General features: G+C 60.0%; 18 protein-coding genes. 10 read left to right on the top strand and 8 right to left on the bottom strand.

Annotation, left to right across the window (positions count from 1 at the left end; translation table 11 throughout):
- The 4 genes from AC0IW7_RS24075 to AC0IW7_RS24090 form a co-directional block, all read right to left on the bottom strand.
- Positions 1–2906 (bottom strand): inverse autotransporter beta domain-containing protein (locus tag AC0IW7_RS24075; RefSeq protein ID WP_471821317.1); only part of this gene is annotated, 2906 nt, incomplete at its 3' end.
- A gap of 500 nt (positions 2907–3406) precedes the next feature.
- On the bottom strand, positions 3407–6244 hold the full coding sequence (locus tag AC0IW7_RS24080) for an inverse autotransporter beta domain-containing protein (protein ID WP_471821319.1): 2838 nt from the start codon (positions 6242–6244) through the stop codon (positions 3407–3409).
- Positions 6245–6420: 176 nt separating this feature from the next.
- Positions 6421–7794 carry an OprD family porin gene (locus AC0IW7_RS24085; protein ID WP_471821321.1) on the bottom strand — a complete coding sequence of 458 codons (1374 nt, stop codon included), beginning with the start codon at positions 7792–7794 and terminating at the stop codon, positions 6421–6423.
- A 301-nt stretch (positions 7795–8095) separates the two neighbouring features.
- Positions 8096–8644: a cysteine hydrolase family protein gene (locus AC0IW7_RS24090; RefSeq protein ID WP_471821323.1), complete on the bottom strand. Its 549-nt coding sequence runs from the start codon at positions 8642–8644 to the stop codon at positions 8096–8098.
- 100 nt (positions 8645–8744) lie between these two features.
- Between AC0IW7_RS24090 and AC0IW7_RS24095 the strand changes: the two genes are divergently transcribed.
- Complete coding sequence (locus AC0IW7_RS24095; RefSeq protein WP_471821325.1) at positions 8745–9758, top strand: GlxA family transcriptional regulator; 1014 nt, start codon at positions 8745–8747, stop codon at positions 9756–9758.
- 102 nt (positions 9759–9860) lie between these two features.
- Positions 9861–10487, top strand: a complete 627-nt coding sequence (locus tag AC0IW7_RS24100; RefSeq protein ID WP_471821327.1) for a class I SAM-dependent methyltransferase — start codon at positions 9861–9863, stop codon at positions 10485–10487.
- On the opposite strand, the gene AC0IW7_RS24105 is transcribed toward AC0IW7_RS24100, so the two are convergent.
- Together AC0IW7_RS24105 and AC0IW7_RS24110 are read right to left on the bottom strand one after the other, a co-directional pair.
- On the bottom strand, positions 10484–11422 hold the full coding sequence (locus AC0IW7_RS24105) for a sigma 54-interacting transcriptional regulator (RefSeq protein WP_471821329.1): 939 nt from the start codon (positions 11420–11422) through the stop codon (positions 10484–10486). The two genes, AC0IW7_RS24100 and AC0IW7_RS24105, sit on opposite strands and share 4 nt — an antisense overlap.
- A gap of 71 nt (positions 11423–11493) precedes the next feature.
- Entirely contained in the window at positions 11494–12075 is a 582-nt protein-coding gene (locus tag AC0IW7_RS24110) for an RBBP9/YdeN family alpha/beta hydrolase (RefSeq protein WP_471821331.1), read from the bottom strand.
- A 357-nt stretch (positions 12076–12432) separates the two neighbouring features.
- Between AC0IW7_RS24110 and oscA the strand changes: the two genes are divergently transcribed.
- The 5 genes from oscA (at position 12433) to AC0IW7_RS24135 (ending at position 16677) form a co-directional block, all read left to right on the top strand.
- Entirely contained in the window at positions 12433–12618 is a 186-nt protein-coding gene (oscA, locus tag AC0IW7_RS24115; RefSeq protein WP_108095379.1) for a sulfur starvation response protein OscA, read from the top strand.
- A gap of 178 nt (positions 12619–12796) precedes the next feature.
- Positions 12797–13804, top strand: a complete 1008-nt coding sequence (locus tag AC0IW7_RS24120; protein WP_471821333.1) for a sulfate ABC transporter substrate-binding protein — start codon at positions 12797–12799, stop codon at positions 13802–13804.
- A 184-nt stretch (positions 13805–13988) separates the two neighbouring features.
- A complete protein-coding gene (gene cysT, locus AC0IW7_RS24125; protein WP_122492428.1) occupies positions 13989–14807 on the top strand; it encodes a sulfate ABC transporter permease subunit CysT in 819 nt (272 codons plus the stop codon).
- Between the two features lie 10 nt (positions 14808–14817).
- Entirely contained in the window at positions 14818–15690 is an 873-nt protein-coding gene (cysW, locus tag AC0IW7_RS24130; RefSeq protein ID WP_471821335.1) for a sulfate ABC transporter permease subunit CysW, read from the top strand.
- Positions 15691–15693: 3 nt separating this feature from the next.
- A complete protein-coding gene (locus tag AC0IW7_RS24135; RefSeq protein WP_471821337.1) occupies positions 15694–16677 on the top strand; it encodes a sulfate/molybdate ABC transporter ATP-binding protein in 984 nt (327 codons plus the stop codon).
- Positions 16678–16817: 140 nt separating this feature from the next.
- Here the strand turns inward: AC0IW7_RS24135 and AC0IW7_RS24140 are convergent, their stop codons facing one another.
- Together AC0IW7_RS24140 and AC0IW7_RS24145 are read right to left on the bottom strand one after the other, a co-directional pair.
- Positions 16818–17846, bottom strand: a complete 1029-nt coding sequence (locus tag AC0IW7_RS24140) for a DUF2955 domain-containing protein (RefSeq protein WP_471821339.1) — start codon at positions 17844–17846, stop codon at positions 16818–16820.
- A gap of 7 nt (positions 17847–17853) precedes the next feature.
- A complete protein-coding gene (locus AC0IW7_RS24145; RefSeq protein WP_471821341.1) occupies positions 17854–18915 on the bottom strand; it encodes an HlyD family secretion protein in 1062 nt (353 codons plus the stop codon).
- A gap of 178 nt (positions 18916–19093) precedes the next feature.
- Between AC0IW7_RS24145 and AC0IW7_RS24150 the strand changes: the two genes are divergently transcribed.
- The 3 genes from AC0IW7_RS24150 to AC0IW7_RS24160 all read left to right on the top strand — a co-directional run bounded on the left by AC0IW7_RS24150 (position 19094) and on the right by AC0IW7_RS24160 (position 21522).
- Complete coding sequence (locus AC0IW7_RS24150; protein WP_471821342.1) at positions 19094–20044, top strand: LysR family transcriptional regulator; 951 nt, start codon at positions 19094–19096, stop codon at positions 20042–20044.
- A gap of 113 nt (positions 20045–20157) precedes the next feature.
- A complete protein-coding gene (locus AC0IW7_RS24155; RefSeq protein ID WP_471821344.1) occupies positions 20158–20346 on the top strand; it encodes a hypothetical protein in 189 nt (62 codons plus the stop codon).
- A 243-nt stretch (positions 20347–20589) separates the two neighbouring features.
- Positions 20590–21522 (top strand): polysaccharide deacetylase family protein, encoded by a 933-nt coding sequence (locus AC0IW7_RS24160; protein WP_471821345.1) that lies wholly within the window; start codon positions 20590–20592, stop codon positions 21520–21522.
- Positions 21523–21643 lie beyond the last annotated feature (121 nt).

The following is a 21643-nucleotide window of genomic DNA, read 5'->3' on the forward strand; positions in this document are numbered from 1 at the left end:
CCGTTAGCGTCTTTAACCGTGGCGCTAAGGGTCGACTTGCTGGTGCCGTTCGCTTCAATCGAAGCAGGCGAAGCGGTTACATCCATTCCAGTGGCTGCACCGGCAGTGAAATCAACCTCGGCGGTATTACTCGCAGAACCGCTTGTGGCTGTCACAGTGGCTTGGCCAGCAGTAGTGGAACTGGTCAGTTCAACCGTCGCCACACCGCTTGCGTTGGTGGTGGACGAAGTGTTGGCCAACTTACCGGCGCTGGTGCTCCAGCTCACAGTTTTGCCTTCTACCGGGTTGCCGTTGAGGTCTATAACGGTGGCGCTAATGGTCGACTTGCTGGTGCCGTTCGCCTCAATCGAATTAGGCGAAGCAGTGACATCCATTGCGGCGGCTGCACCGGCAGTGAAATTAACTTCGGCGGTATTACTCGCCGAACCGCTTGCGGCACTCACCGTGGCCAGGCCGGAAGTGGTGGCGCTGGTCAGTTCAACCGTCGCCACACCGTTTGTGTCAGTAGTGGACGATGCGCCCGACAGCTTGCCAGCGTTGGTGCCCCAGGTAACGCTCACTCCGGCACCTACGGCATTTCCGTTGGCATCTTTGACAGCTGCGCTGATAGTCGACGTGCTCGTGCCATCGGCGACAATCGCAATAGGCGAAGCAGTGACTGTCATGGTTCCGGGAGCGCCAGCGGTGAAATCAATGGCGGCAGTGTTAGTCGCAGAACCGGTTGTGGCGGTCACTGTAGCTTTGCCGGAAGTGAGAGAGCTGGTCAGTTCAACCGTCGCCACACCGCTTGCATTGGTGGTGGACGAGGCGTTTGCCAACGTGCCAGCGCTGGTGCCCCAGGTAACGCTCACACCGGCACCTACGGCGTTGCCGTTGGCATCGGTCACAGCTGCGCTGATAGACGATTTGCTTGTCCCATCGGCGACGATCGCGGTAGGCGAAGCAGTGACGGTCATAGTTGCGGCAGCGCCAGCGGTGAAATCAACGCTTGCGTCGTTGGTGGCCGAACCGCTGCTGGCCGTCACAGTGCCGCTACCGATAACGGTGGCGCTCGTTAAGGTAACTGTCGCTACACCACTCGCATCGGTGGTGGACGACTGAGCTCCCAACCTACCGGCGCTCGTGCTCCAGTTCACGTTCACACCGGTGCCTACGGCGTTGCCGTTAGCATCTGTCACCGTTGCGCTGATGGTGGAGGTGCTGGTGCCGTTGGCGACAATTGAGGCAGGCGAAGCAACCACGGTCATCGTGGCCGCGGCGCCGGCAGTGAAGTCGACGTTAATCGTGCGTTTCGTCGCACCGTATGTTGCTTCGACGGTCGCCACGCCTGCGAGCTTGCTGCTCGTTAGCGTCACGGACGCCTCACCGTTTGCGTCGGTAGTGGAGCTGTTGCTCGACAACGTACCTGCGGAGGTCACCCAGTTCACCGGAACACCGGCTGCACGTAGCTGATTGCTGGTGCCAAGAATTTTGACTTTTATCGTGCTGGAATCTATTCCCGTTGCAGGGATAGCGGCGGGCTGAGCGGTCAGCTGAAACCCTAATGATTGCACACTTACTTGCATTGGATTGGAGACAACCGCGCGCCCCGACTTATCGGTTCCAACAGCTTGCAAGCTGTAGATATTCACGCCGGTATTGTCATACGCGGGAAGTTGAACGGTGCCTTGACCGCTTCCATCGTAGGGCAAAGCAAAGCTAGCCGCGGTGCCTGTCCAGCTAATGGACTTTAAGGTCGCAGCGCCTTTGATTGCGAAAGGAACAACTTTGAATTCAGTGTCGGAGATGACCTCGGGCAAGCTTATTTGGCCGCCGTCTTTTTTATGGTCAATTACGATTTCGTTATTACGGGATACTAGGTCGTAACGCATGTTTTCGAGCATGCGGCTGGCCATCACGTTGCTGCTGGAGAGCTGTTTCGACAGCGGTTCTCCGATTCGATAGTTCAGCGCAAGATTGGCCGACGTATCGGCAATTCCGTGTTGCCCTACGCGGTGATCGACACTCAAGCCAATCAACGGGATCGGGTTATAGATAACTCCAACACTCAAAGCGCGCGGATCTTTCTGGCGGTTGTCTACACCGAACAAACTGACGTCATCGCCATAGAATTGTTCGTATGCAACCTTGGCGCCAAGCTGAGGATAAGAGGCTAAGTACCCTTCCGCTCGAAGATCCCACCCTTTGGCAGGTCTTTCCAGGTAAGCGGCTTGGTCAGGGGATGCCTTCCAGTTTGAAAGCGGCTGATAGCTGTTAGCGCTTAACTTGAGAAAGTCTGTCCACGCTTCAACACCAACACCGAGACGGGCGTTTTTACCCGTTACATCCCAGTCATAAAAGCTGTTACCACCCAGCAGCCAGCCTTCGACGTTACGGCGATAACCGAGACCCAAGTTGACGGTGTTGCGGTAGTCCTCGGTGTAAGTATCAGCGCGGCGAACGCCGGACTGTACGAAGAGCAGGTTTTTGCCTTCGTTATAGAAAGGCATCAATAAATCAAGGCTCCCGCCGCGCACTCCACCTTCTCCTGCTTTTAAGGCGAGCTCGGAAGTGATGTGGTGGCTATCGAACCAGTTTCGACTGGCTTGACTTGCAGCGCCAGATATAAGCCCTACGCCTCGGCTTACCGCATCCTCAAGCCCTTGGCTTCGGCCTCGCAACGCAGCGGGGCCTAGATCAGTAGGGGCCTCAGCCGCGTAAAGCCAATCGGACGAAGAGTTTGTTAATGGTACGTTTGAAGGAATGGTTGCAGTAGCACTGCCAAGTTCCGGCAGGTTTTGCTGCTGCGCAGACACAGGTGCGGAGACCTGAGCAACCGCCGGAATAAGCGGCGACAGCGCAACACTACACGCTAGGTATAGCGATAAGAGCTTTCTGGAGAAGGAATGCATGGTTTCGACTTCCATAACACGAAGAAATGAGAAGCCGAAGTGTGTGAGCGGGACGGGCTGAAAGCGGTCGCCGGAGTCTTACCGCGGTGTAGGGAAATACCTTAGCGAACTTCTAAACCACGACTATCTCAACTCCCAGATCTCGAACGGCCGAATTGGATCTTGACGATTCGCTAATCGAGAGCGACCTCTTTGAAACACGGCTTCGTGGCCTACGAACACAAAAAAGCCGGGCCTATTGCCCGGCTTCGTACGCGTATTTTTTAACCTCGGTTCGGCCTGTACGAACATCTGAAGAGAGGGCGCAACCAGCCCCGCCAATCACCGTGGAACGAAGAAAATGGCAGCCAGCAAGGCAACCGCGCATGCCTTGCTTCTCCATTTATACCGCTGCAAATCCCTAACCGAACAAATGGTTCAATGGAAAGCGGCGGCGGCCTTCCCTCCCGAACTGTCCCGCCGCCCTGCAGGTAAGCGCGCAGACTCCGCCTACCGGCGACCATGCCGCCATCGGCTCATAATCCGTCAATCTGAATCGTGGAGCCGTAACCTACTCCATCCGCGCCGCCGACCGATGCCTCCACCGTGCACCACCCGGCGAAACGATCTACGGCGGGAATGCGTACAAGACTCACAGAAGTCATAGTGGCGCCCCGACTATCCGTGACTCCAATGATCGGCGACATCAGTTGGTTACCCAACGCGCAACTGTCCCGCCAATACACGGTCACGCCTGTAAGAGGCTTGCCATCCGCACCGGATACGCTGGCGGTAACATCGCCGCGGCCAGAAAGCGTAAGTGGGTCCGACCCCGAATAACGCAGAGAGATGGTTACCGCAAAATCGACAGTCGTAGTGCCTTGCATCGCGCCCACAGAAGCCGTGACAGTGCTTTGTCCCTCATAAAGGCCACTGGTGAGCACCGTAGTGGCAATGCCGCTGGCATTCGCGACGGATGTCATGAGGGAAAGCGTGCCCGTTGACCCAGTTCTGTCCCCCACCGCCGCCCAACTCACTGATGTACCGCCAGCAGCCGCTGCTGTTCGACCCTGGGCGTCACGCAACTCAGCGCTGATCGTCGACGTGCTTCTGCCATCTGCCGAAATGGTTTCGGCAGATCGGTTCAGCACAATGTGCGCAACCGGGCCCGCAACCAAGCTTACGACGGCAGAACTTGTAGCCGTGCCGCTGCGCGCTTCAACCGTAGCCTGACCAATAGCAGTTGGGCTGGTCAGAACAATCGTGGCAGTTCCGGAAGCGTTGGTCACAGAACGTACGTCAGCCAAAACACCGGCGCTCGTCGTCCATTCCACCGTTGTGCCCGCTTCAACCACATTGTTATTGGCATCGGTGACGGTCGCGCTCAGCGTCGACGTCGAGCTGCCGTCAGCAACAATGGACGGGGACGACGCCGTCACGGTCAGGGCTGCCGGCTCGCCGGCCACAAACGCAACGGCTGCCACGTCGCTTCCCGTACCACTCGTTGCCTCGACCGAGGCCGTTTCAACGACGGTCGAGCTAGTAAGAACCGCCGTCGCCACCCCATTCGCATCGGTCAGAGAGGAATCATGATTCAACGTCCCGGCGCTCGTGCTCCAGCCCACCGCCTGACCGGCGCCAACGCTATTGCCGTGCGAATCTTGTACGACCGCGCTCAAGCGGGTGGTGCTTGTGCCATCGGCGGTGAGCCGAATTGTGCTAGCCATTAGCGCTACGTCGCTCGCTGCGCCAGCGGTGAAACTGACCGACGCGCGTTGTGTGCTCGAGCCGTAGTGCGCCTCCACAATGGCAGTGTTCGTGGTCGTAGAGCTGGTCAGAGTAACCGACGCTTCGCCGTCCGCATTAGTCGTCGAAACGTCGTCGGACAAGGTGCCCGCTGTGGTGGTCCAGTTCACCGTGACACCGGCCATTCGCGGCTGAGCGCTAGCACTCGCCACCTTTATCTTGATAACGCTGGTGTGCACGCCAGTCGCAGCGATAGACGCTGGGGTTGCGCTCATCACGGCCGATAATGGCTGAACCACTACCGTCATTGCGTTGGAGACGACAGCGCGCCCCGCCCTGTCGGTACCGGTGGCCTGTAACGAGTAGGCATTAGCCGCGCCAGCGACATAGGCGGGCAACTCAAGAGCGCCCCGCCCGCTTGCGTTTAAAGGCAACGCAAAACCTGCCGCTGAGCCGGTCCAGCTGATGGCATTTACGCGCTCTGCGCCGTGCACAGCAAAATCAACGGTCTTTAGCTCGCTGTCTGAAATAACGTCCGGCAGCATCATCTGAGCCGCCTCCAATCGATGTTCGAGGACGATTTCATTGTTACGCGACACCAAGTCGTAGCGCGCACTTGCGAGCATACGACTGGCCGCCACGTTGGCGCTCGACAGCTGCTTGGCCAGTGGTTCCCCGAACCGATAGTTGAATGCCAGACGGGCAGAGGTGTCGGCCTGGCCGTGCTGGCCGATGCGGTGGTCCAGGCTCAGACCTACCAGCGGAACCGGGTTGTAAATAATCCCCACGCTGACGGCGTGGGGGTTCTTTTGCCGATCACCTGGCGCGAACAGGCTCACCTCGTCCCCATAAAACCGCTCGTACGCCAGTGTGGCGCCTAGTTGCGAATAAGCCGGTAAATAGCCTTCAGCGCGCACGTCCCAACCCTTGGCAGGACGCTCCAGGTAATCGGCTTGATCCGGTGTTGGGTTCCAGTTCGAAAGAGGCTGGTAGGCGTTGACACTCAGCTTGAAAAAATCCGCCCACGCTTCCAGGCCCACACCCAAGCGGGCGTTTTCGCCAGTCAGGTCCCGGTCATAAAAGCTATTGCCACCCACAAGCCAGCCGCCCACCGTGTGGCGATAGCCAAGGCCCATATTGACGGTGGTGCGATAGTCGTCGCTGTACGTATCGGCGCGACGCAGGCCGGACTGGACGAACCACAGACTCGCCCCTTCGTTGTAGAACGGCAGCAACACGTCCAGGCTTGCGCCCTCGATTCCGCCACGCGTTCCCTTTAGTTGCAGCGCCGAGGTGATGTGATGGCTGTCGAACCAACTGCGGCTGGCTTGACTGGCTGCGCCAGACAGCATGCCCAATCCCTGAGCGACTGCGTCTTCAACGCCTTGGCTGCGGCTGTGTGCTGGCTTCGACGTCAGGTCATCCGGTACCGCTGCCCACAAGAAAGATGGGTCTTGTACGGCGGACGCTTCACCGGCGGGCTTGGCCGCCGGCGAACCCAACTCTGGTAGACGTTCATGCTCGCTGGACGTTGCGGCGTGCACATGAGAGACCAGAGGGGCGAACGGTGAAAACAGGACACTCCACGCCAAGTACAGCATTAACGAAGTGCGAAAAAATCGGCGCATGAAGGTCGACGTCCGTTAGAAAATGAGGCGTCGAATTCTCACGACATGGCGGCGAAATTAAGGCCGCTCCAATCTCTCAAGCGTGTGGCTTTCTTCCCGCTAAGGTTTATAAGCGCGACGAATCGGGGACGAAAAAAAGCCGGGCATCAGCCCGGCTTTTCTTGTAGCGCGCTGTATTACAACAGCGGCAGGGTGTAGCTCACGATCAAGCGGTTTTCGTCCTGGTCGTTCTGGTTAGCCACAGTGCTGCGCAGTGCGGCGTTACGCCAGGAGAAACCAACGCCTTTGAAGGTGCCGGCCTGAACAGCGTAATCCAGACGGAAATCGCGTTCCCACTCAGACTGGTCGCCGGTGGCGGAGTCGATGTTGTCGCCTTTCAGGTAGGTGATGGTGGCTTTCAGGCCAGGTGCACCGATTTTGGCGAAGTCATAGGCGTACTCGGCCAACCAGGTGCGCTCACCTGCGCGCAGGAATTTACCGATTTGACGGTCGGTGATCAGGTACGCGGTAGCGCCGTCACCTTGGTCCAGATACGGGAAGTTGCTGTCGCCCGACACTTGCTGGTAACCGGCGCTGATCGCATGGCTGTCCAGGGTGTACGTGAACTGGCCGCTCCAGGTGCGGTTGTCGACTTCGCCTGTGGTGGTGGTGCGGCGGCCGTTGGAAGGCGTGGTGCCGTAGTAACCGGTTGCGTAGTAACCATCGGCACGGCCGGAGACGCTGTCGTTCTTGCCGTCGGCGGTGCTGTAGAAGTAACGCAGGTCAGACTTCAGGCTGCCAACCGGCAACGCCAGGTTGTGGGTCAGACCGAGGAAGTGCTGCTGATAGAACTCGTTCAGCGTGCCGTAGTAGTACTGGGCCAGCAGGTCTTTATTGACCTTGTAGTCCAGGCCGGCGAAGTAGAACTCGTTGTTGAACTTGCCGGTTTTTGCATTGTTGGCGCCGCTGATCGACAGACCTTCGCTGCTGCTCGAAGTACGACCCTTGGCGTGTTCCAGCTTGCCGCCGATCACGGTCAGGTTGTCGATTTCGTTGGAGGTGATCTGGCCACCCTCAAAGGTTTGCGGCAACAGACGACCGTCGTTGAAGGTCACGACCGGCAGCTTCGGCTGCAAGGTGCCGATGCGTGCTTCGGTTTTCGAAATTTTGATCTTGCCGGTCAGCCCGACGCTGGAGAAGTCGTTTACCGCTTCACCGTTGCTGTCGGTTGGGAAAACGATGCCGCCGTAAGCATTGCTGGTGGGGTTGTAGTGAGTGCCTTTACCCGAATCCAGACGCACGCCCAGCAGACCCAGCGCATCGACGCCAACGCCGACGGTGCCTTGGGTGAAGCCGGAGGTGTAGTTGAACATGAACCCCTGGCCCCACTCCTCTTGCTTGTTTGGAGTAGTGGCGGCGCTGTTGCTGCGGGCTACGTTGCGGTTGTCCGCGTTGATGTAAAAGTTACGCAAACCCAACGAGGCTTTGCTGTCTTCAATAAACCCGGCAGCGCCGGCTTGCTGTGCGATGACGCCGAGAACGACGGCCAACGCCAGAGGGGATTTGGTCATGGTGCTTACTCCAGGTGCAGATCTTTTTTAGTTTTCCGACACTGCAAGGAGTCACTACTTTCAGCTTGCTTGGTGCGGGTCGTGCTGGGGGGCCCGGCGACGACGGCGCAACAGTAATAAAAAAGCCATAAATCTAAAAAGACTTATTAGTTTGTTTTTAATGCTTTTTAAGAATATTCGACACATTTCGCAAAACCTGGCCGGCAGCTGAGTCATTCAGGAAACCAAACCGCGAAAAATTCGCCGTTTAGTGACCTTCATTCCAGCCGCCGACTCAGTTTGAACGCCCGTGCCAGAGCCTTTAAGCGCCTAAAAACTCCTGCGCCGAAACCACCGGGGCGTAGCCAAACGCCAATGCAGCCATAAAGGCGGCATGAACCTGGGCAGCCGGCACGGTGACGCCGTTGAATTCCAGGTCGTGGGTGGCGCAGGCGTCGTGAATAACGGTGGTGTCGTAGCCGAAATCCACGGCGGCGCGGGTAATGCCGTGGGTGCACATGTGGCTCATGCTGCCGACGATGACCAATTTATCGATGCCATGTTTATCCAATACGGCGCGCAATTCAGTGTCGCGGAACGAGCTGATGTGCTGTTTGACGATCACCGGTTCCTCCGCGCGGTTGAGCACCGTCGGGTGCACCTCGGCACCCTGGGAACCGGCGACAAAAAATGGGGCGTCGGCTTCCGAAGATTCGTGACGGATGTACACCACCAAATCACCGGCATCGCGAAACGCTTTGATGACTAGCGCAGCCTTTTCAGCGGCCGCGTCGGCGCCTACCAGCGGCCATTTACCGCCAGGGAAATAGTCGTTCTGGATATCAACTACGATCAGCGCTTGCTTGGACATGGTGTTTTCCTCGGTTCAGGTGAGTAGTGTGGCGTGGCTGAAGTATCTGCCCGTGGACGCGGGGCGGGGATTAGCCGGAACGACAATAGCGGTGGGAAAAATGACAAAGCAGGAAAATCAGGCGGTGCTTGAAATCGGTTTGCTGGTTTACCCCGGCGCCCAGACCGCCGCTGTGCACGGCCTCACCGACCTGTTCGCCGTCGCCAACCGCATCGCCGCCGAGCAACACGCCACGCAATTGCCCACGCTGCGCATCAGTCACTGGAGCGGCAGCGCCAGCAACCCCGCGCCCCAACGCATTTACGACAGTTTGCCCGGCAGCCACAGTCGCCTGGGCGCGGTAGTGATTCCCCCGTCGTTAGCCGACATGCCGTCAGCCGAAGACGCGCAACCGCTGGCGGACTGGATCAAGCGTAGTCACGAGCAAGGCGCCATTGTCGGTTCCATCTGCCTGGGCGCGTTTTTGCTGGCGATTACCGGTTTGCTCGACGGCCGTCACGCCACGACCCACTGGACCCATGGCGAAGAACTGGCCAGCCAATTTCCGGCGCTCAAGGTGGACGTCGACAAGCCGATCATCGATGACGGCGACATCATCACCACGGGCGGGTTGATGGCCTGGGCGGAAATCGGTTTGCGCCTGGTCGACCGGCTGCTAGGCCCCAGCATCGCCACCCGCACCGCACGCTTCTTGATGGTGGAACACAGCGACAGCGCCCGCGAATGCGGCAGCAACTTTGCCCCGATTCTTGCCCACGGTGACGCCGCCGTTTTGAAAGTGCAGCACTGGTTGCAAGCCAACGGTGCGGTGGACGTCAGCCTGGCCGCCATGGCCGATTGCGCCGGTCTGGAAGCGCGTACGTTCTTGCGCCGCTTCCGCGCGGCGACGGGCCTGAAGCCGACGGAATATTGCCAGCACGTAAAGGTGGGCAAAGCCCGTGAAATGCTCGAATTCACCAACGGCACCGTCGACCACATAGCCTGGACCGTCGGCTACCAAGACCCGGGCGCGTTTCGCAGCGCGTTCAAGAAAATCACCAGTCTTTCGCCGAGCGAGTACCGCAACAAGTTTGGGGTGAAGCCCAACGCCGCAGTTGCCAGAGAAGCCGGTTAAATCAAAAAAATCGAGGCTAAAGCCTCTCCCACAGTTTTCAGTTTCCTGTGGGAGAGGCTTTAGCCTCGATTCCTGCAAACGAGCCCTTCGTGTCGAGCCTCCATGTCCCTAACCCCTGAACAACTCGCCCAAATTACTGCCCTCACGCTCCAGCACTACAACCAAAGCGCCGAAAGCTTTCGCGAAGGCACGCGCGACCACGATGTGAGCCAGAACATCGCCGCCTTGCTGCGACACATCGAGGCGCCCGCGCCGTTGCAGATTCTCGATTTCGGCTGCGGCCCGGGCCGTGATTTGAAGGTATTTCGCGACATGGGCCACCTCGCCGTCGGCCTCGACGGCTCGGCCAATTTCGTGGAAATGGCCCGCGCCGACAGCGGTTGCGAGGTGTGGCAGCAGGATTTTCTGGCGCTCGATTTGCCCGCCGAACGCTTCGACGGCGTGTTTGCCAACGCGGTGCTGTTTCATGTGCCGAGTCAGGAATTGCCACGCGTGCTACGCCAGTTGCACGCCACGTTAAAGCCCGGCGGCGTGCTGTTCAGCTCCAACCCGCGTGGCGACAATCAGGAAGGCTGGAACGGCCCGCGCTACGGCAGTTACCACGACCTTGGCGCCTGGCAACAGCAGCTCACCACCGCCGGTTTCACCGAGCTGGAACACTACTACCGCCCCGCCGGCTTGCCGCGCGATCAACAGCCGTGGCTTGCCAGCGTCTGGCGTAAAAACTAACCCGTCACCCGCTGCACCAGCGCCTGCAGCTGGATCGCGCCGTCGTTGCCGGCGCGCGACAGCCATTGGCGCAGCTGCTGCTCAATAGCCGACAACGGCGCGTGCACGCCGGCCAGTTCCAGGTGCTCGGGCAGAATTTCTTCGCCGCTGCTGACCAGCAAGGCGAAGTGGATAACGTTCTCCAGCTCACGGGTATTGCCCGGCCAGTGATGCCACTCCAGCACTTGCTGCGCGGCCGCGCTGATAAAAGGCATGGTCAGGCCTAGCCGTTGGCTGTAGATACCGAGGAAATATTCGGCCATCGGCAGGATGTCGCCAATCCGCTCGCGCAACGGCGGCAAGGCCAGGCGGCCCTCGTTCAGGTATTGGAACAGGCGCGGGTGGAACTTGCCGGCGTCGACAGCCTTACCCAGGTCGATGCTGGTGGCGGCGACCAACCGCACATCCACCGGGCTGGCGTGGTTTGCGCCAACACGCGTGACTTCGCGGTTCTCCAGCGCGGCGAGCAATTTGTCTTGCAGGGCCAGCGGCAAGTCGCCGATTTCGTCCAGGTACAACGTGCCGCCATTGGCCGAGCCAAACCACCCCGCCCGGCTGCTGGCCGCACCAGCACTGGCCGGGTAACCGCCAGCCGCGTAACCAAACAGCTCGGCCTCGGCGTGGTTCTGGCTGAGGCTGCTGCAACTCAAGGCCACGAACAAACCGGCGCGGTCGCTCTCGCGGTGAATGTGCCGCGCCAGCAATTCCTTACCGGTGCCCATTTCGCCTTGAATCAGCACCGGCAACACGCTGGGCGCCAGTTGCGACACTTCTTCGCGCAGTTGCCGTGAGCGGGCGTCGATAAACACCAGCGCCTTGGCGCGAATGCTCAGCGGGCTTTTGTCGGCGTCGGGAAAGGTCAGCAACGGCTGGCCCGGTTGTGCGGTGCGGGACATAACGGAAACTCCAAACCAAGCCGGCTGTCGTTCAGCGGCTTGGGCAGTAAAAAAGACGACGTGGCGAGCGATCAGGCGCTGCGGCGAGCGTGTTGTTCGATACGGTTTTGCAGGCGGTACAGGTAAGAAAAACCGCGCTCCCAACGCTGATGCCCCGACTTCACATTGATGTGCCCCACGCCGCTGAGAATCGCCGTTTCGGCGCCCCAGTCGCGGGCCAGTTCAATGGCGCGGGCGGCACTGGCGGCCTGGTCGTTGTCCGAGCCCACCAGTTGCGTCGGGAATGGCAGCAACTCACGGGGAATCGGCGCGAAGCCTTTCAACGGCTCCGGGCAGGCCGGGCGTTCGACATCAGCAGGCGCCACCAGCAATGCGCCACTCACCCGACGCAGCAGTTCCACCGGGGCGCTGGCCGCCCAGTGCGCCACCGTGATGCAACCCAGGCTGTGGGCGATCAGGATGACCGGCGTGGCGTGCGCGGCAATGGCGCGGTTGAGTTGGGTCACCCAGGCATCGCGGTCGGGGTTCAGCCAATCGGCCTGCTCCACACGCTGACTGTTAGGCAGGCTGCGTTGCCAATGGCTTTGCCAATGCTCGTCGGCCGAGCCTTGCCAGCCCGGCACAATCAAATAGCGGATCGGTTCGCTGCGCATGGGAAACGCCTCCTGCGAATGACGGTGTGGAGGCGAGTATAGGGAGCGGTTTTATACGCGTTAAGGAATAAGAAATTATTTACTTATGCGATAAATGAAAATTCCGTACTGGCAGTCTACTGGCCACAGCGTGGGGAAAAGTCGCCTGCAGGCCTCTGTTTCCGAGGCTTTCCGTCTTCGAGTGGGTGCGCTCACGCGCGGGCGCGTCGCGCTATAGAGATGGGGGCAGCGATCAATTCGAAATGGTTATATAAAAATTCTTAAATAGTATTTTTAAGAATATTAGGCGCCCTCTACTATCCGCTCCACGCCCACTAGCCACGTTCAACCCAGGGCATTTTTTCCAGGAGCAGATTGATGAGCGCACCCCTTCGTAGCGTAGAGGGCCAGGACGAAGCCGGCATCCTCCGCGAAATTTCCGCAGCTCTGCAGGGCCTGCGTTTTGGCTCGGTTGAAATCACCGTGCACAACGGCCAGGTCGTTCAGATCGAGCGCAAAGAAAAATTCCGCCTTCAGCCGCCGGCCGCTGGCAAACAAGCCTGACTGATCCCCCCCTACTGGACGACCGGAGGGCACCTTGATGAACACCCAGCCACATCCCCTGATTCGCTTTTTTGAAACACGCCGGCAGCGCCCGCGCTGCCAGCCGCGAATGCGGCAATCCTCATAAGAAACTCAGCCACAACACTTGAACAAAATTTGAAATCTTAGGAGTTACACCATGTCCATTCGCCGTTTCGCTTTGGCTGCTTTGACCAGCGCCCTGTTCGCCGGTACCGCCGTTGCCAAGGATTACGAACTGCTGAACGTTTCGTACGACCCAACCCGCGAGCTGTATCAGGAATACAACGCTGAGTTCATCAAATTCTGGCAGCAATCCCATGCCGACGACAAAGTCACCATCCAGCAATCTCACGGCGGTTCGGGCAAACAAGCCCGCGCGGTGATTGATGGTCTGCGTGCTGACGTGGTCACCCTGGCCCTGGCCGGCGACATCGACGAAGTCGCGAAACTGGGCAAAAGCCTGCCGGAAAACTGGCAAACCCGCCTGCCGCAATCGAGCACGCCGTACACCTCGACCATCGTTTTCCTGGTGCGCAAGGGCAACCCTAAAGGCATCAAAGATTGGGGCGACCTGATCAAGAAAGACGTGTCGGTTATCACCCCGAACCCGAAAACCTCCGGCGGCGCGCGCTGGAACTTCCTCGCCGCCTGGGCCTATGGCCTGAAAGCCGGTGGCAGCGAAGCCAAGGCCAAGGAATATGTTGAGCAGCTGTTCAAGCACGTGCCGATTCTGGACACCGGCGCACGCGGCTCAACCATCACCTTCGTCAACAACGGTCAGGGCGACGTATTGCTGGCCTGGGAAAACGAAGCCTTCCTGGCGCTTAAAGAAGATGGCGGTGCCGACAAGTTCGACATCGTGGTGCCGTCGCTGTCGATTCTGGCCGAGCCGCCAGTGGCTGTGGTCGACAAAAACGCCGAGAAAAAAGGCACCACTGAAATCGCCACCGCGTACCTCAATCACCTGTACAGCCCGGCTGGCCAGGAAATTGCGGCGAAGAACTTCTACCGTCCACGGGATGAGAAAGTGGCCGCCAAGTACGCCAATCAATTCCCCAAGCTGGACCTGGTCACTATCGACAAGGACTTCGGCGGCTGGAAAACTGCGCAACCGAAATTCTTTAACGATGGCGGCGTGTTCGACCAGATCTACCAAGCCCAGTAATCGTTAGCGGCTCTTTAATCCGAACGTTTGCGGGCAACAGCTCGAGAAGACGCAAGCGTAGCGAGCGAAGGTAAAACAAGGCGGCCGGTTGGGGGAAAGGCGGAGTTGGCAGTAGCCAATGAGCAGTTCTCCCACCCGGCCAACGCCGTATTACCGAGCGCAGTAGCTTTCACAAAGGACATTTATGTCGCGCAAGATATCCCCCGTCATACCCGGCTTCGGGCTGACCCTGGGTTACACGCTGGTGTACCTCAGTCTGATTGTGCTGATTCCGCTGGCGGCCATGTTTGTCCACGCCGCGCAACTGACCTGGGACCAGTTCTGGGCCATCATCACCGCCCCCCGCGTTATCGCCGCGCTCAAGCTGAGCTTTGGCACCGCGCTGTATGCCGCCTTGATCAACGGCGTGATCGGCACGCTGCTGGCCTGGGTGTTGGTGCGTTACACCTTTCCCGGGCGCAAGGTCATCGATGCCATGATCGACCTGCCTTTCGCCCTCCCCACCGCCGTTGCCGGTATCGCGCTCACCGCGCTGTACACGCCAACCGGTCTGGTCGGCCAGTTCGCCGCTGACCTGGGTTTCAAAATCGCCTATTCGCCACTGGGCATCACCCTGGCGCTGACGTTCGTGACGCTGCCGTTCGTGGTGCGCACCGTGCAGCCGGTACTGGCCGATATTCCGCGTGAAATCGAAGAAGCCGCCGCCTGCCTCGGCGCCAAGCCGTTTCAGGTGTTCCGCTACATTCTCGCGCCCGCCCTGTTGCCCGCCTGGCTGACCGGCTTTGCCCTGGCGTTTGCCCGTGGTGTGGGTGAGTACGGTTCGGTGATTTTCATCGCCGGCAACATGCCGATGAAGACCGAGATTTTGCCGTTGCTGATCATGGTCAAGCTCGACCAATACGACTACCGCGGCGCCACCTCCATTGGCGTGCTGATGCTGGTGGTGTCTTTCATTTTGCTGCTGCTGATCAACCTGCTGCAGCGCCGCATCGAAAAACCATAAGGAGCGCGCCATGTCTTCATCAACGCTAAGCGCGGCCGCTTCCGCCAACGCCGCACGCCGGGGCAGCGTCAATGCCCGCCGCATATTGATCGGCCTGTGCTGGCTGGTGTTCGTGCTGTTTCTGGTGCTGCCACTGTTCATCGTGGTGTCCCAGGGTTTGAAGAACGGCGTGGGCGCCTTCTTCACCGCCATCTTTGAACCCGACGCCTTGTCGGCGCTGAAACTCACGCTGTTTGCCGTGCTGATTTCGGTGCCGCTCAACGTGGTTTTCGGCGTCAGCGCCGCCTGGTGCGTGAGCAAGTATTCGTTCAAGGGCAAAAGCATTCTGGTGACGCTGATCGACCTGCCGTTCTCGGTGTCGCCGGTGATTGCCGGTCTGGTCTACGTGCTGATGTTTGGCGCCCAGGGCCTGCTCGGGCCATGGCTGCAAGCGCACGACATTCAGATTGTGTTCGCCCTGCCGGGCATCGTGTTGGCGACCATTTTCGTCACCGTGCCGTTCGTGGCCCGCGAGCTGATTCCACTGATGCAGGAACAAGGCACGCAGGAAGAAGAAGCCGCCCGCCTGCTCGGCGCCAACGGCTGGCAGATGTTCTGGCACGTAACGGTGCCGAACATTAAATGGGGTCTGATCTACGGCGTGGTGCTGTGTACCGCGCGCGCCATGGGCGAGTTCGGTGCGGTGTCGGTGGTGTCCGGCCATATTCGCGGCGTCACCAACACCCTGCCGCTGCACGTTGAAATTCTCTACAACGAATACAACCACGTTGCTGCCTTTGCTGTGGCCAGCTTGTTGCTGATCCTGGCGCTGTTCATCCTTCTGCTCAAGCAGTGGAGCGAGTCCCGTATCAACCGCCTTAAAGCCAAAGCGGACGAGGAATAAGTCATGAGTATCGAAGTCCGTAACGTCAGTAAGAACTTCAACGCCTTCAAGGCGCTCGACGCGATCAATCTGGACATCCAGAGCGGCGAGCTGGTGGCCCTGCTCGGCCCGTCCGGCTGCGGCAAAACCACCCTGCTGCGCATTATTGCCGGCCTGGAAACGCCGGATAACGGCAGCATCGTGTTCCACGGTGAAGACGTGTCCGGCCACGACGTGCGTGATCGCAACGTCGGGTTCGTGTTCCAGCACTACGCGCTGTTCCGCCACATGACCGTGTTCGACAACGTGGCCTTCGGCCTGCGCATGAAGCCCAAGGGCGAGCGCCCGAGCGAAACCCGCATCGCCGAAAAAGTGCATGAATTGCTCAACATGGTGCAGCTCGACTGGCTGGCCGACCGCTACCCCGAGCAACTCTCCGGCGGCCAGCGCCAGCGTATCGCCCTGGCACGCGCCCTGGCGGTGGAGCCCAAAGTGCTGCTGCTCGACGAACCCTTCGGCGCCCTCGACGCCAAGGTGCGTAAAGAGCTGCGCCGCTGGCTGGCGCGCCTGCACGAAGACATCAACCTGACCTCGGTATTCGTGACCCACGACCAGGAAGAAGCCATGGAAGTGGCCGACCGTATTGTGGTGATGAACAAGGGCGTGATCGAACAGATCGGCTCGCCGGGCGAGGTGTACGAAAACCCGGCCAGCGACTTCGTCTACCACTTCCTCGGCGATTCCAACCGCCTGCGCGTCGACGGCGACAACCACGTGCTGTTCCGCCCGCACGAGATCTCGCTGTCGCGCCAGGAAATGGAAGACCACCACGCCGCCGAAGTACGCGACATCCGCCCACTGGGCGCAACCACGCGGGTGACCTTGAAAGTGTCGGGGCAAGACGAACTGATCGAAGCCGAAGTGGTGAAAGACCACGACAGTTTGGCCGGCTTGGCCAAGGGCGAGACGTTGTTCTTCAAGCCGAAGGTGTGGCAGAAGCAGCTCTGAAGTAACAGCCCCTCTCCCCCAGCCCCTCTCCCGCAAGCGGGCGAGGGGAGCAGATCTGCGAGGCTAAACCAATCGGTCCCCTCTCCCGCCTGCGGGAGAGGGTTAGGGAGAGGGCAAGCGGCCGACGCCAACCCTGCGTCCTACCGCTCATGACTCATATGCCGAACCGCCGCAAACCGGTTAAAAAACCGGTGCAGCGCAAACACGGCAAGCAGCGTGACGAACACCGCCATACACACCGAACTCAAGCGATACGCCAGGCTGAACATCATGTCCTGGTGCGGTGTGAGGTATTGGCCGAACACAATCGCAATGGTGGTCAGCGCACCAAACCCCACGCCTTGCGCCCCTTCACGCACATGAATGCGCGCGCAGTAAAACGTGGCAATCCAGTACAGCAACGTCACCAGCGGCAGCACGTTGTAGTGGTCATACAGCACCAGCTGCAAGGTCATGCCGACCGCGCAGCCGAGCAGCGTGCCGAGGGCGCGGATGCGGCCCGCGAAGCGGATGCCGTTCCAGTGCATGGGGAACAGCACCAGAATCGAGGCGATTTGCGCCGACAGCGAATCGCGCAAATCCGCACTCTGAAACAACATAAACGACAGCGTGGCGATGCTCGCCCCCAGCAATGCTTCGTGGCGCTGGCTGGGCAGGTCTTTGCTCACCGGCGGTTTGGCCGGACGTGGTTTGGCGTCGGGGAACAGAAAGAACATCAACCAGGCGATCAGCACGGTTTGCACCGCCGCCACCAGGTTGCTGGCGAGCAGGTCGTACAGGTGCGTGTCGGGGTAGCTGGCGAAGTGCAGCAGCATCGATAAAAACACACAGCCCAAGGCGCCAAACATAAACAACGGCCCCTGCGCCATCAGCCGAAAACGCCAGAAGAACGAGGCGAATACCAGGGGCACGATCAGCAGCGGACGGTCGCCGAACAGGCCGTAAATCAGCAGCACTTCCAGACACGCCACCACCGCCTGGGCCAGGAATTGGCGAATCACATGGGCGTTGATGACCGGCGTCAGCCCCAACAGCAACATCGGGTACACGGCGAAAAACGAGCCGTTGTCCCAGTCCATCAATTTGCTGACGAGCAGCCCAAGCGTGCCGCCAGTGGCCAGGCGCAGGCATTGGCGCAGGCCGTTGTCGGTAAGGGCGGGCAGGTTCATGGCCGATTCAGTAGATGTAGTGCAGCAGGCTGATCAGGCGGATCTGCGCGCGGCCGAAGAACGCCGCTAGCGGCGCGTCATGCGGGTACAGCTGCACCGTGGCCTTGGCGCCGCTGGGCAAGGCTTGCGGCAAAGGTTGCGCCAAGGCCACATGCAGGCGCTGACGCTGAGCATCGCGCACCCAACGATCGGAAATGGCCGGCGCGGCGAGGTCGCCATTGGCTTCCAGTTGCCCTTCCTTCACCCCGGCATCGACGGCGCTGACAGTGCCGGCAAATACCTGGCCGGGCAGGCCGTCGAACACGACGGATGCCGCGTCTTGCAGGTGCACATAGCGCAGAGATTTCTCGCGGAAGTCGGCGCTAATGTCCGCCTGGTCTGCCACCAGCGCGGCCACCGCACTGCCCGCCGCCACATATGCGCCCGGCGACAACTGCAAGTTGCTCAACGTACCGCTGCGCTCGGCGCGCACTTCGCTGTAGGCCAGTTGCAACTTCGCCTGCTCCAGCGCGTTGTGCGCCAAGCGCAGCGCCAGGTTGCCGTTGCCGGCTTCGCCCCGCTCCACCGTCAGCTCGCGAATACGTGCCGCCGCCGCGCTGACCTTCGCTTGCGCGGCTGACGTCTGCGAAGTGGTTTGTTCGTACAGTTGCCGCGACACATGCTGCGTGGCCAACAGCTTGCCCAGCCGCGTGCCTTCACGCTGCAGCTCGCTGGCCGTGGCTTGCGCTGCCTGATGATCGGCCCGCGCGGCGGCGAGTGCCGCATCCAGTTGGGCGTTGTTTTGCTCTGCCTGCTCTTGCGCCAGCTCGGCCGCATGCACCGCCAGGCGGAAGGGCTCGGGGTCAAGGCGAAACAGCAGCTGCCCGGCCTGCACATGGGCGTTGTTGCCCACGGCGATATCCAAGACCTGCCCGCTCACGCGCGGCGCAATGCGTAAAACCGGGCGCGTCAGTTGCGCCTGCGGTGTTATCGGCATCCACAAATCGGCGGCCAGAAAATAGCCAAACAGCACGACGAAGGCCGCAATCGCGACCCGCACGCGACGAGCAAAGCGCTGCTCAGCAGTCATGCACACCCCTGAAAAAATAGACGAGACGGGAAGACCGCTCTCGGCGAAGCCGAAGCGATGACCGCTCACGCGTCCAAGTATATTTTGCCGTCCAGGGCAGATAATCAGCGTGTTTGGTAGAGCAGCCTTACCCACCGCGCAATAATGACCGCGCCAACCGCTTACCGGAGAACCGTCGATGGACACCTTTCAAAGCATGCGTGTGTTCGCCCGTGTCATCGACACCGGCAGCTTTACCGCCGCCGCGCAGGCGCTGGGACTTTCCACGGCGCAGGTGTCGCGTCTGGTGTCGGAGCTGGAGCAGCAACTGCAGGCGCGCCTGCTGCACCGCACCACGCGGCGCCTGGCCCTGACCGAAACCGGCGAGCGCTACCTGCAACGCTGCCGGCAGATACTCAGCGAAGTGGACGAAGCCGCCGCCGAAGCGCGCGGCGCGCACCTGATTCCCAGCGGCCGGTTGCGGGTTCACACCATGACCGGCCTGGGCTTGCAGCACCTGACGCAACTGGCGGCGGTGTTCGCGGAGCGCTACCCGCAGGTGGTGATCGACCTGACATTGTCGCAACGCACGCCCGACCCCATCGAAGACGGCCACGACGTGGTGATTACCTTCGCCCGCGAACTGCCCGATTCGCAACTGGTCGCGCAGAACCTCGGCGCCATGTACAGCGTGCTCTGCGCCGCGCCCGCCTACCTGGCCAAGCACGGCACCCCTCGCAGCCCGGCCGAACTGCGCGAACACCGTTACCTGCGCCTGCTCGATCCGCTGTACGTGGACAACTGGGTGCTCGATGAAGGTGAAGGCGGCGCCAATGGCAGTTACGAAGTGCTGCCCACCGAATCCTTCCAAGTGAATATCGCCGAGTCGTTGGCCAAGGCCGCGCAGGCCGGCATGGGCTTCTGTCTGCTGCCTTCTTTCGTGGCCTGTCCCTCGCTGCTCGACGGCAGTCTGGTGCGCCTGCTGCCGCAGTACCGTCTGCGTGAACGCAACATCTACGCGCTGTATCCATCGCGGCGTTTTCTTGATGCGAAGATCAAGGCGTGGGTGGAGTTTCTTAAAGAAGAGCTGCCGCCGCTGTTCGCCCAAGATGAAGCCATTCTCGACAATCCCGCCCACTGGGCACCCTGACCACTGTTGCGTTTCAGGTAACAGCGCTTCACTAATTCCGTGATTTTTCCCGCCACGACGCCTCGCTAGACTGGCCACGTTTTCTCCGATGAGCCCGTTTTGAGGATCACTTTATGTCCCGTACTTTGCTTTTTACTGCCGTTTTTGCCACCAGTTCGCTGTTCTTCTCCACCGTTAGCCTTGCCGAAGAATCGCCGGCGTTTGTTGCGCGAAACGAGGCCATTCAGCAGAAGGCGCAAAGCGCCAACGCTGAAGCCGTCGCGGCGCAGAAAGCTGCCGACAGGGCCGCTCAAGACAGCTGACATCCAGGCGCGACCTGCTCCGCGCCCCCCTTCTACTGACGTTGATAGCGGTAGCTCCTCAGTCAACGTCTCTTCCCCGCCGCTCCGCCATCGGTTGAGCGGTTTTTTTTCGTCTGCGGAACGGAGCTACAGAACCGTCAGAAACCTTTAAAGCCAGCTTGAAAGTGCTTGCGCGGCGCCGCGGTGTTTCCGGTGAATGCCCGCTGCCACGATGTTGCCCTTCGTAAAACATGGAGCGACATCATGATCCGCCACCCTTTGAACGCTGCTCTGCTAAGCGCCGGCCTGCTGTTATCTGGCCTGGTTACCGCCGCCCCAACGACCTGGCCCAACGGCGAGCAGTTGGTTATTTCCGTCTCCATGCAAGTGGAAGCGGGTGGGCAGCCAGACGGCGCAGAAAGCCCTTTTTCCAGCAGCCCGATCACCAACGGTTTGCCCGATTTGCCGGCTATGTCCTGGTATGCCTACGGCTACACGGAGGGCGTGCAACGCCTGCTTAATCTCTGGGACGAGAACCAGATAAAAGTTACCTCGCACGTTGTCGGCGAGGCGGCGCTACGTAGCCCTGAGCTGGTAAAGGCCATTGCTGACCGTGGCCACGAAATATCCGGCCACGGGATACGCTGGGACAATTCTTATCAACTTTCGTATGAGGAGGAGAGACGCTTTATCGAGGAAGGCGCAGCCGCCGTGGAAAAGGTCACCGGGAAGCGGCCTGTGGGCTTTAACGCGTTCTGGCTCCGTCGCAGCCCCAATACGCTCAAAATCCTGCAAGACCTTAATTTCAACTATCACATTGATGACCTCAGCCACGACGAGCCCTTCGTCACCCTGGTACGTGGCAAGAAATTCGCCGTCGTGCCGTACACCGTGCGCAATAACGACATCGTGCTGGTTGAGGGTCGCCATTTTTCCGCCGATCAATATTACGAGCAGCTGAAGCTGGAATTTGACCGTCTTTATGCTGAGGGCGCCTCACGCCGCCGCATGATGTCAATCGCAACGCACGACCGTATTGGCGGAACGCCGGCTATAGCGGCGGCGATGGATCGCTTTATTCGCTATGCAAAAAAACACCCACGGGTAGCCTTCATGCGTAAAGACCAGATCGCGCAGATCGTGCTGAACGAACCAGAGCCGCTTATAGATAACCGCGAAGCGCAATGGAATGACTGAACGTTGAATGTGCCTCGCCGTTATCGTCAATGCCTAGTCGCTTAAGTGCTGCCGCCACGCGGTAGCACTTAAGCGCGACACGCTGCCTTCGCATCACCCCCTGTTCTATTAATACCGGCGC

This window comes from Pseudomonas sp. AC229, assembly GCF_979254655.1.